The following is a 13,871-nucleotide window of genomic DNA, read 5'->3' on the forward strand; positions in this document are numbered from 1 at the left end:
AAGTGACTACTGTCGGCCGATTAAGGTTCCGATGCCCCGGTCCGTGAAGATTTCCAACAGCATGGAGTGCGGCATCCGGCCATCGATGATAACCGAAGCGTCGACCCCGTTTTCCACAGCATTCACGCAAGTCTCCAGCTTCGGAAGCATGCCGCCGTAGATGGTGCCGTCGTCCCGGAGTTCACGCACCCGCTCGGTAGTAAGATCTGTCAGCAGATTACCCTCTTTATCGAGGACTCCTGCGACATCCGTCAGCAACAGCAGGCGTGACGCGCCGACGGCCGCCGCAACCGCGCCGGCCACTGTATCCGCGTTGATGTTATAGGTCTGCCCATCTGCTCCCAAGCCGATGGGGGCGATCACCGGGATCATACCGGAACGTTCCAGCGAGGTCAGAATCTGAGGGTTCACGCGACTGGGCTCCCCGACGAAGCCTAGGTCGAGAATCTTCTCGATATTTGATTCCTCGTCGCGCTTCGTCCGGCGCAGCTTGGTGGCCTGGATCAGGCCGCCGTCCTTGCCGGATAGGCCGATTGCGGTTCCACCCGCTGCGGTGATCGCGCTGACGATCTGTTTGTTGATCGAGCCGGAAAGCACCATTTCGACGATTTCGACGGTTGCGGCGTCGGTGACGCGCAATCCGTCAATGAATTCGCTCTGTACCTTGAGGCGCTCGAGCATCTGTCCAATCTGCGGCCCGCCACCATGGACGACAATCGGATTGATGCCGATCTGCTTGAGCAAAACGATGTCGCTGGCGAAGATATCCGCCAGTTCCTGGTTACCCATGGCATGCCCGCCGTACTTGATCACAAAGGTCTTGCCCGTATAGCGTCGCATGAAGGGCAGGGCCTCGGTAATGGTCCGGGCGGTTCTCAACCAGTTCTTGGTGTCGCTGAAACTCTTGCTTGTCATGGCCGAAGTCTAACGGTCTGGCGCCGGGTCTGCCAGTGTTGCGAGCATCGCCCGCAACTCGGCGATGCCTTTCGCCTTGTGTGACGAGGTGACGGCCACTTCCGGGTGAGCGGCAGGACGTTTTGCCAACTCGGTCTCGACCGACTTCAGCACGGCCGCGAGGCCTGATGCTTTGAGCTTGTCGGTCTTGGTGAGCACCACCTGATAGGATACGGCGGCAACGTCGAGTTCGGACATGATCTCGCGGTCATTTTCCTTCAGGCCGTGCCGCGAATCGATCAGAAGACAGACCCTGCGCAACTCAGTCCGGCCCTTGAGGTAGTCGCGGGTCAGTCCGGTCCAGCGTTTCACGTCGGTCTTGGCTGCCCGCGCATAGCCATAGCCAGGGAGATCCACAAGAACCAGCCGTCCGCCAAGCCCGAAGAAGTTGAGCTGTTGCGTGCGTCCCGGCGTATGTGATGTCCTGGCAAGCGTTTTCCGGCCGGTCAGCGCATTCACCAGACTGGACTTGCCAACGTTGGAGCGGCCGGCAAAGGCGATCTCAGGGAGGCCCAAGTTCGGCAATTGCCCGTCCTGGGCTGCCGCCGTCAGAAACTGACATTCCTTGGCAAAAAGCAGCCGGCCGACCTCAAGAGCTTCCTGCCGCGTGGTCTGGTCATCGCCGTCGGTGCCGAGGGGCGAACCAGGCTCGCTATCGTTTGCCATCGCGTCAGGATTACGTCTTGCTTGGAGGGGTGGGGTTTCCGATGGGAACACCTGCCCGCTTCATGATGACGGCCTGTTGAATGATCGAAAGCGTGTTGTTCCATGCCCAGTAGATCACCAGACCGGCCGGGAAGGTGGCCAGCAGGAAGGTAAACATGATCGGCATGAACAGGAAGATCTTGGCCTGGATCGGATCGGGGGGCTGCGGATTGAGTTTCTGCTGCAGGAACATGGTGATGCCCATGATCAGCGGCCACACACCCAGGTTGAGAACATTGAGCAGGCCGAGTTCCGGCACACCCCAGGGCAGGATGCCAAAGCCGTTGAGGATGGAGGTCGGATCCGGCGCGGAGAGGTCCTTGATCCACCCGAAGAACGGCGCCTGGCGCATTTCGATGGTGACAAACATCACCTTGTAGAGCGCAAAGAAGACCGGGATCTGAATAAGGATCGGCAAACACCCGGACATGGGGTTGGCACCCTCGCGCTTGTAGAGCGCCATCATTTCCTGATTCAGGCGTTGCTTGTCCTCGCCGAAGCGCTCACGCAGATCCAGCATCTCCGGCTGCAGCTTGCGCATTTTCGCCATGGCCTTGTAGGACTTGTTCGCAAGCGGGAAGAACGCCAGTTTGATGAAAACCGTCAGCACCAGGATGGCGACGCCGAAATTACCGATCTTCTCGTTGAGCCAGTGAATGGCGTAAAACAACGGCTTAGTGATGTAGTAGAACCAGCCGAAATCGACGATTTTGTCGAAATGATTGACCCCGAGCGCAGACTCGTATTCATCAATTTGGGTAACGACTTTCGCGCCCGCGAAGAGAGAGTTGCTGATTTCAACGGAACTGCCGGGGGCGACCACGACGCCATCGTTATAGAGGTAGTCGGTCTGGTAAGAAGCGACGCCGGCCAGGTTCTGGCCCGTAAAGCGCGTGGTCACCGAAACCGACTGGTCCGGAATCAGCGCCGCAGCCCAGTATTTATCCGTGATGCCAAGCCAGCCACCGTTCGAGCTCTCGCTGATGACTCCATTTTCCGCTTCGAGAACGTCGCTGTAGTCGATTTCCTGCAGGTTCTCGTTCAGAACACCCACGAGGCCTTCGTGAAGGATATAAAAACCAAGAATGTCGGGTGTTCCCGTGCGGTTGATTAAACCGTAGGGCAATGCGGTGAAGGTTTGGTCGCTATTGTTTACGACGCGCTGGTGAACCGTGAAGAGGTAGTTTTCGTCAACTTCGAAGGTCTTTTGGAACGTGAGGCCCTCGCCGTTGTCCCAGCTTAGCGTGACGGGCTGCTGCGGCGTCAGTGTGGTTTTATCCGCGGACCAGACACTCGAAGCATCCGGCGTAGTGACGGAACCGTCGCCGACCGACCAACCGAAGTTGGCGTAGTAGGGTTCGGCAGTGCCCAGCGGTGAGAGGAGAACAATGTTGGGGCTGCCCTCTTCAATCGTCTCGCGCAGTTCGGTCAGAACAAGATCGTCTAAGCGTCCGCCGTTCAAAGAGATCGAACCGCTCAGCTTTGGTGTTTCAATTTTAACCCGTGGCGACGTGGCCAGAAGATCACTGCGGGACTGTGCCGCGGAGACACCCACTGCACCCGGAATACCGGGGACGGACGGGGCTGACGCAGAACCGGTTGCTCCAGGTATGGTGGAGGGGACCGTTCCGGCCTGCCCCGGCTGTGGCGTTGGTTGTCCTATGACCTGTTCACTGCTTTGCGGTGCCTCGAGCGGCGGCTCTTGCGGCAGAAAATACTGAAAGCCCAGTAAGATAGCGAGCGAGAGAACGATCGCGAGTAAGAGGTTTCTTTGGTCCTGTTGTCCCATGGTGCCTGTTGCTCAGTGACGTTCTTGACAATGGTGATGAGATGAAATGCTTCCGCTTAACCGTTCGCCCGGCTCGGGAACCGGGTCGTAGCCCTCGCCACCCCAGGGGTGACAGCGCAGCAGTCGAACGAGTGTCAGCCAGCTTCCGCGAAGTGGGCCGTGCGTGCGCAAAGCGTCACAGGCGTAGTGCGAACAGCTTGGGTAGAACCTGCAGTGCGGGGGCATGAGGGGCGAGATGGCATACTGATAGAGCCGAACAAGACCAATCAGGCCTCCGCTTATCAGTTTCATGCTCTAGCTCCCTTTGGACGCCGGGCCAGTCGTCGGACCACGGGTGCTTCCCTTGCGGCCTTTCGACCCTCGTTTACTTCCGAAGCCCTTGCTCGTTGTCGCCCGTGCGATTGACACGCGCAAGTCTGATTTCAGGTCTTCGAAGTCACGAGTCAAGGTTGACCCGCGACCTATGACCACATAATCGTGGTCCGGACGCCCGAGTTCCGGCATGACCTCGTCCACGACGGCACGCAAACGGCGCCGCGCACGATTACGCTTTACCGCATTGCCAACCTTTCGGCTGACGGTAAAGCCAACGCGCAGACCTGTGCCGCTTTGCGCGGAATGATCGGACGATTGACCTGTCGACCCTCGCTGCAGAACCTGCAGAATTAGGCCGGGAGCTACCCACTTGCATCTCGATGCCGCGACCTTAAGAAACTCCGGACGCGTTTTCAGGCGTCCGATGGCCGGCGTCATCGGATTAGGCGGACAGCCGCTTGCGGCCTTTGGCTCGACGGGCTACCAGGACTTTGCGTCCGCCGACGGTCGCTTTGCGGGCGCGAAACCCATGGCGGCGCTTGCGGACCAGCACGCTGGGCTGAAATGTGCGCTTCACTGCAATACTCTCCGTAGTACGGATGGTTGGAAAATGACGAGGCTGTATAAGCGGGCCGCCTACGTCTGTCAACGGCCCGCTGAATCATTCTTTCATTAAGTGTCGGAAAAGCCGGATCGCCAGCAGTTTTTCACGAAAAACATCAAGAGTGTTCGTTAACGTATGTTTCGGAAAGCATTGGTAAACTACGGTTTGTTTTGGGCAATCGGGGCGGTTGCGGTTCCATCGGGCCTGCATCCGACTCACAAACATTCAAAACTTCGTGGGCCACAGAGGCTGTACTTGCCATGAAGCGGCAGACTCACAGAGAATGATTTCATGACTGAACCCAAAAAAGAGGCCGCTCCAGGCGGTTTTTCGCTCGCCCGTGTGCTTCCAGCTGTCGTCATCGTTGCGGGTTTGGCGTTAGCCATCTCGCAGGGTTGGCACAAATACCTGAGTTATGAAACTCTTCGGGACAATCGGGAGTGGTTGCTGGGGCAGGTTGACAGCCTTGGGTTGCTCGCGGGTTTGGCATTTATGGGCATTTATGCCGCCGCCACGGCCTTCTCAATTCCGGGCGGGCTTTTCCTGACGATTGGCGGCGGTTTCCTGTTCGGGACCTGGCTGGGCGGAAGTTACGTTCTTTTCGGGGCGACATTGGGGGCAACGGTCGTGTTTCTCGCCGCGCGTACAGCGCTCGGAGATGTCCTGAGAGCCAAGGCCGGGCCAGCGCTCCAGAAAATGGAAGCCGGATTTCGGGAGAACGAACTGAATTACCTTCTCGTGCTGCGGTTTATTCCTATTTTTCCGTTCTGGCTGGTCAATCTCGTACCGGCTTTTCTCGGCGTGTCATTGCGAAACTACATGATCGGAACCTTTTTCGGCATCATTCCCGGTACGTTTGTGTACACCAGCGTAGGGAGCGGCCTGGGAGCGATTTTCGATGCCAACGAGACCCCCGACCTGGGAATCATCTTCAAACCACAGGTTTTGCTGCCGATTGTTGGCCTGATTGTGCTGTCGCTGGTACCTGTGGTTTACAAGAAAATGAAGGCCCGCAAAGAGGCTCTCGATTAATCGTCGTTGAGTTTACACGAGGATTCGGGTGATTATTCGTTGAATCCGTGCCGTTTACGCGATTCTATATCTCCGATGATCGGGCGTTAAGCACAGGGCATGACAGGACACAGACTCAAACTGCCGCCGTTAGCCAGAAGTCTCTCCGCAAGACTGCTGATCTTGACCGTTGCCTTCGTCATGTTGTCCGAGGTCCTCATCTATGCTCCTTCAATCGGCCGGTTCCGGGTGTCTTTCCTTGAAGGACGCCTTGCCGCCGGTCATCTGGCCATACTCGCGCTCGAGGCAACTGACGACAAAATGGTCACCAAGGACCTGGAGCAGGAGCTTCTGGACCATGTGAACGCCTATTCTGTTGCCCTGACAAAACCCGAAGACAGCATCAAACTCATGCTGATGGTCGACAAGCCCGGTGAGGTCGATGCCGCGTTTGATCTGAGGAGAGGAACCTTTTTTGGCCTGATCGGTGATGCCTTCATGTCTCTCTGGCATACGGACAACAGGGTCTTGCGTGTGGTCGGAGTATCGCCCAAAGATCCCGGCACTCTGGTGGATGTGGTGCTCGATGAAGCCCCCATGCGTGCTGCGATGTGGGATTACTCGCAGCGAATTCTGGCGCTGTCGTTCGGCATTGCGTTCTTTACCGCTGCACTGGTCTACCTCAGTCTGCACTGGTTGATGGTGCGTCCGATGCGGCGCATCACCGGCAGCATGGTGGAATTCCGATCAGCGCCCGAAGACGCCACGATCAGCCTGCCGCATTCAGACCGTGGGGATGAAATCGGTATCGCCCAGCGCGAGCTGACGTCGATGCAGGAAGGCTTGCGCTCCGCGTTGCAGCAGAAAACACGCCTCGCTGCACTGGGAACGGCTGTCACCAAAATCAATCATGATCTCCGAAACATTCTGGCCACAGCTGTCCTGGTGTCGGATCGCCTGACCGGGAGTGATGACCCCGAGGTCCGCAGGGTAACCCCGACATTGCTCCGGGCCATCGACCGCGCGGTCAATCTCTGCGCACAGACATTGAATTTCACGCGCGAAGGGCCGCCGGTCCTGGATCTCAGTCACTTCGATCTCCGTGACCTGGTACAGGACGTTGGCGAGGAACTCCCTGAGCCGGCTGACGGTTCCTCGGTTTGGCTCAACCGCCTTGAGGCTGGAACTGATGTCGAGGCCGATAGAGATCAGCTGTTCAGGGTCCTCGCGAACCTGGGTCACAACGCGATACAAGCCGGCGCCACCGAGGTTGCGGTTACCGCGCGCCAATCCGGGGACCGCTTCGTGATTGTGGTCCAGGACAATGGCCCCGGCCTGCCGCCACGTGCCCGCGAAAAACTGTTTCAGCCCTTTGAGGGATCTGCCCGGGTCGACGGTACCGGTCTCGGTTTGGCGATCGCGCGCGATCTGATGCGTGCCCACGGTGGCGATATTGAGTTGGAGAATTCGGATGCCGATGGCACCTGCTTCTGCCTGATACTGCCGATGACACAGTCGCGGCCCAAACTGACGACCAACGGGCGTGCCGCGGCGTAACCAGCCACACTACCTAATCCAGGGCGATCAGAAGTGCCTTCAGGTAAGCGGTTTCCGGCAGCGCCGGATGAACCGGGTGGTCCGGACCCGCACCGCCGCTATAGAGAATCCTGCCCTGGCGCCCGACATCATTGAGCCCCCGTTTCACCTGTTCGGTAAAGCTGGCCGGGTCTGCATGATGTGAGCAGGAGGCCATAAAGAGCGTTCCCCCGCTGGCCACCAGGGAGGCCGCCAGGCGTGCCACCTTGCGATAGCCCTTCAGGCCCTGCGCCAGATCTTTTTTGGTCTTTACGAAGGCCGGCGGATCGGCGATCACCAGCTCAAACCTCTCTTTGTTCTTCGCGAGCTCGGCCAAGCGGGTAAAGGCATCGCCTTTGACAAATCGGCAGACCTCGGCGACGCCATTGGCGGCGGCGGCCTCTTTAGCCAGGTCGATGGCCGTTTGCGAGCGGTCCAGGGTTACGACTTCCCTTGCCCCCGCCAGGGCGGCCTGAATCGTGAATCCGCCGCTGAACGAGTAGCAGTCCAGTACCCGGTTTTCGCCGGCGAACTTGGCGGCCCAGCGGCGGTTAAGACGCTGATCGTAAAACCAGCCGGTCTTTTGTCCGCTCTCCAGATCGGCAAAGTAACGCGCATCGTTCTCGAAAACCTCTATTCGTCCGCCCAGCTGTCCGACCGGGACTTCGAATGACGGCGGGAGGCCTTCCAGTTGACGGGCGGGCGAATCGTCTCGCAAAACCACGGTTTTTGGCGCCAGCACATGATCGAGGGCTTCAAGTAAATGAGGCTTCAGGCGTTCGGCGCCTGCCGTGTTGAGCTGAGCCACCAGCACGTCGCCGAAGCGGTCGATAATCATGCCGGGCAAGCCGTCGGCTTCCGCGTGAATCAAACGGTAGTAGGGGCGCTCGAACAGACGGTCCCGGATCTTCAGCGCGCGCTCCAGGGAAGTGGCCAGGAAAGCCGTGTCAATCTGTGTCTTCGGGTCTCTGGAAAAGAGTCGCGCGGCAATGAGGGGGTGGCGGTTGAACATGGCGACGCCCAAAGCATGTCCGTCCGAGCCCTTGAGGTTCACGAGTGCGCCTGGTTCGAGCGCTTTTGCAACAGAGTCCAGTTCCAGTTCGTTGGAAAAAACCCATGGTGAACCGCGCAGGACCCGTTTGTGAGCATTGGGTTTGAGGCGGAGGTCTGGATAGGCTGACATTGGAGAATCTTGTGATGCCTGGTTTTCGGAAGGTAAGGCGGCGTGAAGCTGTGCCGTGAGACTAATCCGGTTCATTCGATTCGTGGGTTCAAACCCGACGAACGGCTATACAAGACCAGGAGACATGGCTGTGTTGCGCTGCACAAGTCCAATCGGCGCTTTCGCCGGAATTCCGTCGAATTCGGCGCGTGTTGCGGTGAAATGTGCGATCTCAAACTATTTGCGGTGCAACAGGCCAATGCATAAAGTGCAGCCGACAGAGCCGGTCGTTACCCAGCCATTTCGTAAACCCGGCGATTCCGGTCGCAAATGCCGTCCGTTGCAGGAGGACATGCCATTGAGTGCGCAGAAGCCCGCAAAGGCGGCGACGATACAAGAAATTAGGGCACGGAAGAACCAGACGCCCATCGTCGCCCTGACAGCCTACACCACGCCGATTTCACGCCTGCTCGATCCGCACGTTGATGTGCTGCTGGTGGGTGATTCTCTTGGAATGGTGATCTATGGGATGGAGACGACGCTCGGTGTCACGCTCGAGATGATGTGCGCGCACGGTAAGGCCGTCGTTCGAGGGGCGGTCTCGTCCTGTGTCGTGGTCGACATGCCCTTTGGAAGTTACCAGGAATCGCAAGAGTTGGCCTATCGCAATGCTGCGCGGATTCTCGCCGAGACGGGCTGTGCCGCCGTAAAGCTGGAGGGCGGGCAGGAAATGGCGGCCACTATCGCTTTCCTCACCGCCCGCGGAATTCCCGTGATGGGGCATGTCGGATTGCTGCCGCAATCCTTCAACAGTCAGGGCGGTTTCAGGACTCAGGGCCGCACGGCCGAGGCTGCCACGCGAATTCTGGCCGACGCGCGGGCAGTCGCGGATGCCGGTGCTTTCTCGATCGTCGTTGAAGGTGTGGTTGAGACGCTGGCTGCCGAGATCACGAACGCTGTGGTGGTGCCGACCATCGGAATTGGTGCGTCTGCGGCTTGCGACGGACAAATCCTGGTCACCGAAGACCTGCTCGGTCTGTTCTCGGACTTCACGCCCAAGTTCGTCAAGCGGTATGCAGAACTGGGATCGGAGGTATCGGTTGCGGTCGGCGCTTATGCCAAAGAAGTGCGCGCCCGCAGCTTTCCGGCGTCTGAACACTGCTTTGGCGCGGCGCCGCAGGCGAAACGGACTGAAGAGACAACGGAGAGCGACGATGTCGTCTGACCAGCAGCGCGATACGGCTGGCTCCAACCACGACGGCACTCTCCTGCCAATCGTTCGGACTGTTCCGGATTTACGGGCGCGGGTTTCCAGATGGCGTGCGCGGAAAGAGCGTGTCGCACTGGTCCCGACTATGGGGGCGCTGCACGAGGGACATCTTTCCCTGATGCGCGAAGGCCAGGCGCTCTGCGAGCGGGTTGTCGCGACCATCTTTGTCAACCCGAAGCAGTTCAATCGTGCGGAGGATCTGCAGAGCTATCCCAGCGACAACGAACGGGATATCAAGCTACTGACGGAGCTGGGCGTCGATCTCCTCTATATGCCCGAGGTCCGGGAGATCTATCCGCCGGGTTTCCAGACGGTTGTCTCCCTGCCCGCATTATCCTCTTGTCTCTGCGGCGCGCATCGGCCAGGGCATTTTGATGGCGTGAGCACGGTGGTGAGCAAGCTGCTGCTGCAGAGCTTGCCTGATATTGCAATCTTCGGCGAGAAGGACTTTCAGCAGCTTCAGATCATCCGGCGCATGGTGCGTGATCTGAACATCCCGGTCAGCATTAAAGGGGGTGCGACCATCCGTGAAGCCGATGGTCTCGCGCTGTCCTCTCGCAACCGACTTTTGAACCCCGAGGAGCGGGCCCGCGCCGTCTCTCTTTACCGCGTGCTGTCCTCGACCGTTGCAGCCATCGAGGCGGGCGACTTGCTCTCACCTGCGCTGGAGCGCGCTCGCGAGGAACTCTCGGAGGCTCACGTTACGTCCGTCGACTACCTGGAGATCAGAGAGGAACAAAGCCTGGAGCTCTTCGACGCCGAACGGTCACAGGGGCCGGCGCGCATCTTTGCCGCCATTTGGCTCGGATCGACGCGCATCATCGATAATCTGCCCGTGAAGCTCCCCGCAACTCGGGATTAAACCGAAATGGTTTTGTCTGGGCCGGGTCTGGGCCGGCTTGCGGCTCTTACCGGCTTGTGTGGATGATCGGGGGAACCGACTGCAGCTCCATATCCCACGGGAACAGGATCCAGGTATCCTGGCTGACTTCGGTGATGAAGCTATCCACCAGCGGACGCCCCGCAGGCTTGGCGTAAACCGTTGCGAAGTGGGCCTTTGGCATCATTTCCCTGACGGCCTGAGCGGTTCTGCCGGTATCGACCAGGTCGTCGATGATCAGCCAGCCGTCGCCGTCGCCAGGGACATCCTTGATGATCCGCATCTCACCCTGCGACCGGTCGTCATAGCTTGCAATACAAAGAGTGTCGATCAGGCGGAGATCCAGCTCCCGTGCGACGACTGCGGCTGGAACCAGTCCTCCCCGGGTAATCGCTGCGATGCCCTGCCACGGGCCTTCGGCAACGAGACGCCAGGCAAGGGCTTTGGCATCGCGGTGAAGTTGCTCCCAGGAAACGGGAAAGGTTTTTTGCTGCTGGTCGGATGACACGTCGGATTCTCCCTGATCTCTAACCTGTGAGAACGCGTCTGGCGTGGCCTCCTGGAGGTTTCCGCGCGTTTCTCTGAATTTCGATCGGCGGATTAAATCGAAAGCGGCCCTCTACGACAACGCCGTAGAGTCGATTTTCGGGAGAAAAGTTATGGCGAACAGTTCTAAACCGCCTGCTCAGGTGCCGGGATGATGACCACGCCATCGATGAGCCAGTTACCGTCGGGTTGCTTCACAAGACTGTAGAGCGCGATCACCGCCTGACCGTCCGGGCCGACGAAGCGGATTTCCTGCACGAGCGTGGGGCCTTCCTGATGAAGCTTACGGAATTCCGTCGCTTGCGGCCGATACACTGCGGGATAGCCGCTCCGCACCATGGACATAAACCGTTCCGGCGTGCCGAAAATCTGTTTGATGGTCGGAGAGGCGTAGGAGAATGCTGTCAGTCCGTCGTCGCGCTGGAAGGCTTCAAGCTGGGCCTCGATCACACTGCGAATGGCCGTTTGGTCGCTGGTCGGAACTGGAGCCTCTTCCGCTTTCAAAGCAGAAAAAGACGCTGTCAGAACAAACGCTACAGCTAAAAACAGTGATTTTATCATCGTTACCGGCCTCCAGCTCAGTGTGAGAAAGACTGCACCAGTACGAGACAGCCTGTGACAGATGAACTGGTGTTTTTGGCCGACTGTGACCAGTCTTGCGACTTGTTCGGTCGTGAAGTTGGATAGTTGAGAGGCGTCTTTAGTCTTTCAATATTCAACGAATTCATGCCCTTATCTGCAGTGAACGGAGATTTGGACAGGAATAAATCAGTTCATGTTTTTTGAGCTGCGGCTCACTCTATCAGTCCTTGCTTGTTCCTTGGCATAATTTCCAATAGTCATGCGAGCAGGGTAAAATTCCGTCTTTACTTCCTGGAGGAACGCATGACCGGCCTGCTGCCTAACGTCGACCCCGACGGGCTTCTCGAATATTCAGTCGTTTTCACTGACCGTTCGCTCAATCACATGTCGCAATCCTTCCAGGCCGTCATGCGGGATATCTCCGAGACGCTGAAGCAGGTCTACAATGCTCATGCCGTCGTCGTTGTTCCCGGCGGAGGAACCTATGGCATGGAAGCCGTCGCCCGGCAGTTTGCTTCCGGAAAAAAGTGCCTTGTCATCCGCAATGGTTGGTTCAGCTTCCGTTGGTCCCAGATTTTTGATGCAGGCAGTATTCCCTCCGAATCGATTGTACTGAAAGCCCGGCAGACGGGGGAAGGTCATCAGGTCCCTTTTACACCGGTTCCGGTCGAGGAGGTCGTGGCGGCCATTCATGCGGAGAAACCGGCGATGGTTTTTGCGCCTCATGTGGAGACCTCAGCTGGGATGATCCTGCCCGACGACTATATTCGCAAGGTTAGCGAAGCGGTCCATGCGGTGGGTGGGCTCTTTGTCTTGGACTGCATTGCATCCGGTACGATCTGGGTCGACATGAAGGCTGTTGGAGTCGACGTCTTGATCTCCGCGCCCCAAAAGGGCTGGAGCGCGTCGCCTTGCAGCGGACTTGTGATGCTGAGCGAATTGGCGCGCGAGAAGATCGACGGGACCGCCAGTTCCAGCTTCGCTTGTGACCTGAAAAAGTGGCTGCAGATCATGGAGGCCTATTTGAACGGCGGCCATGCCTATCACGCAACCATGCCGACCGACGCTCTTGCCGCCTTTCGCGACGCCATGAAGGAGACCGAGGCTTACGGCTTTGAGAAAGTCCGGGCTGAACAGCAGGAACTCGGTGACCGGGTCCGTGCGCTGCTCGCCGGGAAAGGCTTCAAGTCTGTCGCGGCGCCGGGCTTTGAAGCGCCGGGTGTGGTGGTCTGTTACACCGACGATGCCGAGATTCAGAACGGCAAGAAGTTTGCGGCCCAGGGAATGCAGATTGCTGCGGGAGTCCCTCTCCAGTGTGACGAGCCGGAAGATTTCCGGACCTTCCGTCTGGGCCTCTTTGGTCTGGACAAGCTTCACAACGTCGATCGGTCGGTCGCAAGCCTGGAAAAAGCCCTCGGCCAGATCCTCGACAAAACCAACCTGCGCTGAATGATAAGGGGGGAGGGCGGGCCTTCCTTCGCCGTCACCGCTGTCATTCCGGAATGGCAGGCCCCTTCAGCTCTACCGTATTCCCGTCCGGATCCTGGATGTAGAACGACGGGCCTTTTCCTTCGGCGCCGTAGCGCAAGCCTTCATCGAGAATTTCGACACCATGCGCTTCCAGGTGAGCCCGTAGTTTGGCTTCGTCGAACGGCAGGATAGCAAGACATATATGGTCGACATTGCGCCCCTCAGCGCCGGGCGCGGCTCCGCCGATCTTACCAAGTGTGCCATCCACTGGAACCAGATCAATCAGGGAGCGGCCTGCCCGTAACTGCGTCAGGCCGATTTCCGCCTGAACCCGCTCGACACTGCAGCCCAGGACCTGCTCGTAAAATGCCTGCGAGACCGCGAGGTCAGTTATTCGTAAAACAACGTGATCGAGGCCGGTTATGTCGAAGCCGGTACTCATTGCCTTTCCTTTCTTCCTGCTCGGTGGCAGCGCCTTCCGGCTAAACTTTACATACGCCGTTGCAGGGTGGAAAGGGACTGGTGGTCAGGCCTATCCGCACTTCAAAGTCTTTTCGACATGATTTCGAAGCGCCGGTCTTCTTTTTCCAATTCCTCGAGAAAATGCCACCCAAGAGGCCGGTAATAGTCGGGTATCGATGAGTAGAGAAAGAGCTCCTTGTCGCCGCGCCGGGCTGCAGCGGCCTCGATCGCTGCGACCAGGGCACGGCCAATTCCTCGCCGCTGGAACGGTCTGGCTACCACGAGGCTTGCGAGCCAGGGTTTGAGGTGGCTGTGAGATTCGAGATCGCATTCGATCAGCAACACAAAGCCTGCAGGCAGGCCGTCGCAGTGTGCGATCAAGGCCAGCTCGCCGCTGTCCTTTTCGATGATCCCGCGCAATGCGCCGGTCAACTCCTCAAGTCCCCAGTCCTCCGACGCGCCGAATTCGTTCAAATTCCAGGCCGCGCAGATTTCAACCAGTTCGGGGTAAGACGCCAGTGGTTGTATCTCGATGGAGGACATGCT

Annotated in this window: 16 protein-coding genes; 5 read left to right on the top strand and 11 right to left on the bottom strand. The window is 58.4% G+C overall.

Going from position 1 to position 13,871, the window contains the following annotated elements; genetic code table 11:
- Positions 1 to 6: 6 nt before the first annotated feature.
- The 6 genes from argB to rpmH are packed head-to-tail and all read right to left on the bottom strand — an operon-like array spanning position 7 to position 4,340.
- Complete coding sequence (gene argB, locus FKG95_RS01360) at positions 7 to 915, bottom strand: acetylglutamate kinase (protein WP_142894408.1); 909 nt, start codon at positions 913 to 915, stop codon at positions 7 to 9.
- 9 nt (positions 916 to 924) lie between these two features.
- A complete protein-coding gene (yihA, locus tag FKG95_RS01365; RefSeq protein WP_142894410.1) occupies positions 925 to 1,620 on the bottom strand; it encodes a ribosome biogenesis GTP-binding protein YihA/YsxC in 696 nt (231 codons plus the stop codon).
- Positions 1,621 to 1,630: 10 nt separating this feature from the next.
- Positions 1,631 to 3,448 (bottom strand): membrane protein insertase YidC, encoded by a 1,818-nt coding sequence (gene yidC, locus FKG95_RS01370; protein WP_142894412.1) that lies wholly within the window; start codon positions 3,446 to 3,448, stop codon positions 1,631 to 1,633.
- Positions 3,449 to 3,460: 12 nt separating this feature from the next.
- Entirely contained in the window at positions 3,461 to 3,739 is a 279-nt protein-coding gene (yidD, locus tag FKG95_RS01375; protein WP_142894414.1) for a membrane protein insertion efficiency factor YidD, read from the bottom strand.
- 3 nt (positions 3,740 to 3,742) lie between these two features.
- Positions 3,743 to 4,201, bottom strand: a complete 459-nt coding sequence (gene rnpA, locus FKG95_RS01380) for a ribonuclease P protein component (protein WP_142894416.1) — start codon at positions 4,199 to 4,201, stop codon at positions 3,743 to 3,745.
- A gap of 4 nt (positions 4,202 to 4,205) precedes the next feature.
- Positions 4,206 to 4,340, bottom strand: a complete 135-nt coding sequence (rpmH, locus tag FKG95_RS01385; protein ID WP_142894418.1) for a 50S ribosomal protein L34 — start codon at positions 4,338 to 4,340, stop codon at positions 4,206 to 4,208.
- A gap of 318 nt (positions 4,341 to 4,658) precedes the next feature.
- On the opposite strand from rpmH, the gene FKG95_RS01390 reads away from it, so the two are divergent.
- Together FKG95_RS01390 and FKG95_RS01395 are read left to right on the top strand one after the other, a co-directional pair.
- Entirely contained in the window at positions 4,659 to 5,399 is a 741-nt protein-coding gene (locus tag FKG95_RS01390; RefSeq protein ID WP_142894420.1) for a TVP38/TMEM64 family protein, read from the top strand.
- 99 nt (positions 5,400 to 5,498) lie between these two features.
- Positions 5,499 to 6,935 carry a sensor histidine kinase gene (locus tag FKG95_RS01395; RefSeq protein ID WP_142894422.1) on the top strand — a complete coding sequence of 479 codons (1,437 nt, stop codon included), beginning with the start codon at positions 5,499 to 5,501 and terminating at the stop codon, positions 6,933 to 6,935.
- Between the two features lie 13 nt (positions 6,936 to 6,948).
- Here FKG95_RS01395 and FKG95_RS01400 read toward each other — a convergent pair whose 3' ends face one another.
- Positions 6,949 to 8,136 (bottom strand): class I SAM-dependent rRNA methyltransferase, encoded by a 1,188-nt coding sequence (locus FKG95_RS01400; protein WP_142894424.1) that lies wholly within the window; start codon positions 8,134 to 8,136, stop codon positions 6,949 to 6,951.
- 337 nt (positions 8,137 to 8,473) lie between these two features.
- Between FKG95_RS01400 and panB the strand changes: the two genes are divergently transcribed.
- Together panB and panC are read left to right on the top strand one after the other, a co-directional pair.
- On the top strand, positions 8,474 to 9,340 hold the full coding sequence (gene panB, locus FKG95_RS01405) for a 3-methyl-2-oxobutanoate hydroxymethyltransferase (RefSeq protein WP_218940036.1): 867 nt from the start codon (positions 8,474 to 8,476) through the stop codon (positions 9,338 to 9,340).
- Complete coding sequence (panC, locus tag FKG95_RS01410; protein ID WP_142894428.1) at positions 9,330 to 10,247, top strand: pantoate--beta-alanine ligase; 918 nt, start codon at positions 9,330 to 9,332, stop codon at positions 10,245 to 10,247. Before panB ends, panC begins: the two co-directional genes overlap by 11 nt.
- A 46-nt stretch (positions 10,248 to 10,293) precedes the next feature.
- Here panC and gpt read toward each other — a convergent pair whose 3' ends face one another.
- Together gpt and FKG95_RS01420 are read right to left on the bottom strand one after the other, a co-directional pair.
- Entirely contained in the window at positions 10,294 to 10,773 is a 480-nt protein-coding gene (gpt, locus tag FKG95_RS01415) for a xanthine phosphoribosyltransferase (RefSeq protein ID WP_142894430.1), read from the bottom strand.
- 164 nt (positions 10,774 to 10,937) lie between these two features.
- The gene (locus FKG95_RS01420; RefSeq protein WP_142894432.1) at positions 10,938 to 11,372 is read right to left on the bottom strand and encodes a DUF4864 domain-containing protein; all 435 of its coding nucleotides are present in this window, start codon (positions 11,370 to 11,372) and stop codon (positions 10,938 to 10,940) included.
- A gap of 324 nt (positions 11,373 to 11,696) precedes the next feature.
- Between FKG95_RS01420 and FKG95_RS01425 the strand changes: the two genes are divergently transcribed.
- A complete protein-coding gene (locus tag FKG95_RS01425) occupies positions 11,697 to 12,842 on the top strand; it encodes an aminotransferase class V-fold PLP-dependent enzyme (protein ID WP_142894434.1) in 1,146 nt (381 codons plus the stop codon).
- Positions 12,843 to 12,885: 43 nt separating this feature from the next.
- On the opposite strand, the gene FKG95_RS01430 is transcribed toward FKG95_RS01425, so the two are convergent.
- Both FKG95_RS01430 and FKG95_RS01435 read right to left on the bottom strand, forming a co-directional pair.
- Positions 12,886 to 13,305: a VOC family protein gene (locus tag FKG95_RS01430; protein ID WP_142894436.1), complete on the bottom strand. Its 420-nt coding sequence runs from the start codon at positions 13,303 to 13,305 to the stop codon at positions 12,886 to 12,888.
- 101 nt (positions 13,306 to 13,406) lie between these two features.
- Complete coding sequence (locus FKG95_RS01435; protein WP_142894438.1) at positions 13,407 to 13,868, bottom strand: GNAT family N-acetyltransferase; 462 nt, start codon at positions 13,866 to 13,868, stop codon at positions 13,407 to 13,409.
- Between the last annotated feature and the right edge of the window lie 3 nt (positions 13,869 to 13,871).

The organism is Denitrobaculum tricleocarpae, from assembly GCF_007004665.1.
Taxonomy (GTDB): domain Bacteria; phylum Pseudomonadota; class Alphaproteobacteria; order Kiloniellales; family Kiloniellaceae; genus Denitrobaculum; species Denitrobaculum tricleocarpae.

Bases quoted from the DNA above. Each gene is read 5' to 3' on its own strand.
- argB (WP_142894408.1), bottom strand. From the start codon at position 915: ATGACAAGCAAGAGTTTCAGCGACACCAAGAACTGGTTGAGAACCGCC.
- yihA (WP_142894410.1), bottom strand. From the start codon at position 1,620: ATGGCAAACGATAGCGAGCCTGGTTCGCCCCTCGGCACCGACGGCGAT.
- yidC (WP_142894412.1), bottom strand. From the start codon at position 3,448: ATGGGACAACAGGACCAAAGAAACCTCTTACTCGCGATCGTTCTCTCG.
- yidD (WP_142894414.1), bottom strand. From the start codon at position 3,739: ATGAAACTGATAAGCGGAGGCCTGATTGGTCTTGTTCGGCTCTATCAG.
- rnpA (WP_142894416.1), bottom strand. From the start codon at position 4,201: ATGACGCCGGCCATCGGACGCCTGAAAACGCGTCCGGAGTTTCTTAAG.
- FKG95_RS01390 (WP_142894420.1), top strand. From the start codon at position 4,659: ATGACTGAACCCAAAAAAGAGGCCGCTCCAGGCGGTTTTTCGCTCGCC.
- FKG95_RS01395 (WP_142894422.1), top strand. From the start codon at position 5,499: ATGACAGGACACAGACTCAAACTGCCGCCGTTAGCCAGAAGTCTCTCC.
- FKG95_RS01400 (WP_142894424.1), bottom strand. From the start codon at position 8,136: ATGTCAGCCTATCCAGACCTCCGCCTCAAACCCAATGCTCACAAACGG.
- panC (WP_142894428.1), top strand. From the start codon at position 9,330: ATGTCGTCTGACCAGCAGCGCGATACGGCTGGCTCCAACCACGACGGC.
- FKG95_RS01420 (WP_142894432.1), bottom strand. From the start codon at position 11,372: ATGATAAAATCACTGTTTTTAGCTGTAGCGTTTGTTCTGACAGCGTCT.
- FKG95_RS01425 (WP_142894434.1), top strand. From the start codon at position 11,697: ATGACCGGCCTGCTGCCTAACGTCGACCCCGACGGGCTTCTCGAATAT.
- FKG95_RS01430 (WP_142894436.1), bottom strand. From the start codon at position 13,305: ATGAGTACCGGCTTCGACATAACCGGCCTCGATCACGTTGTTTTACGA.
- FKG95_RS01435 (WP_142894438.1), bottom strand. From the start codon at position 13,868: ATGTCCTCCATCGAGATACAACCACTGGCGTCTTACCCCGAACTGGTT.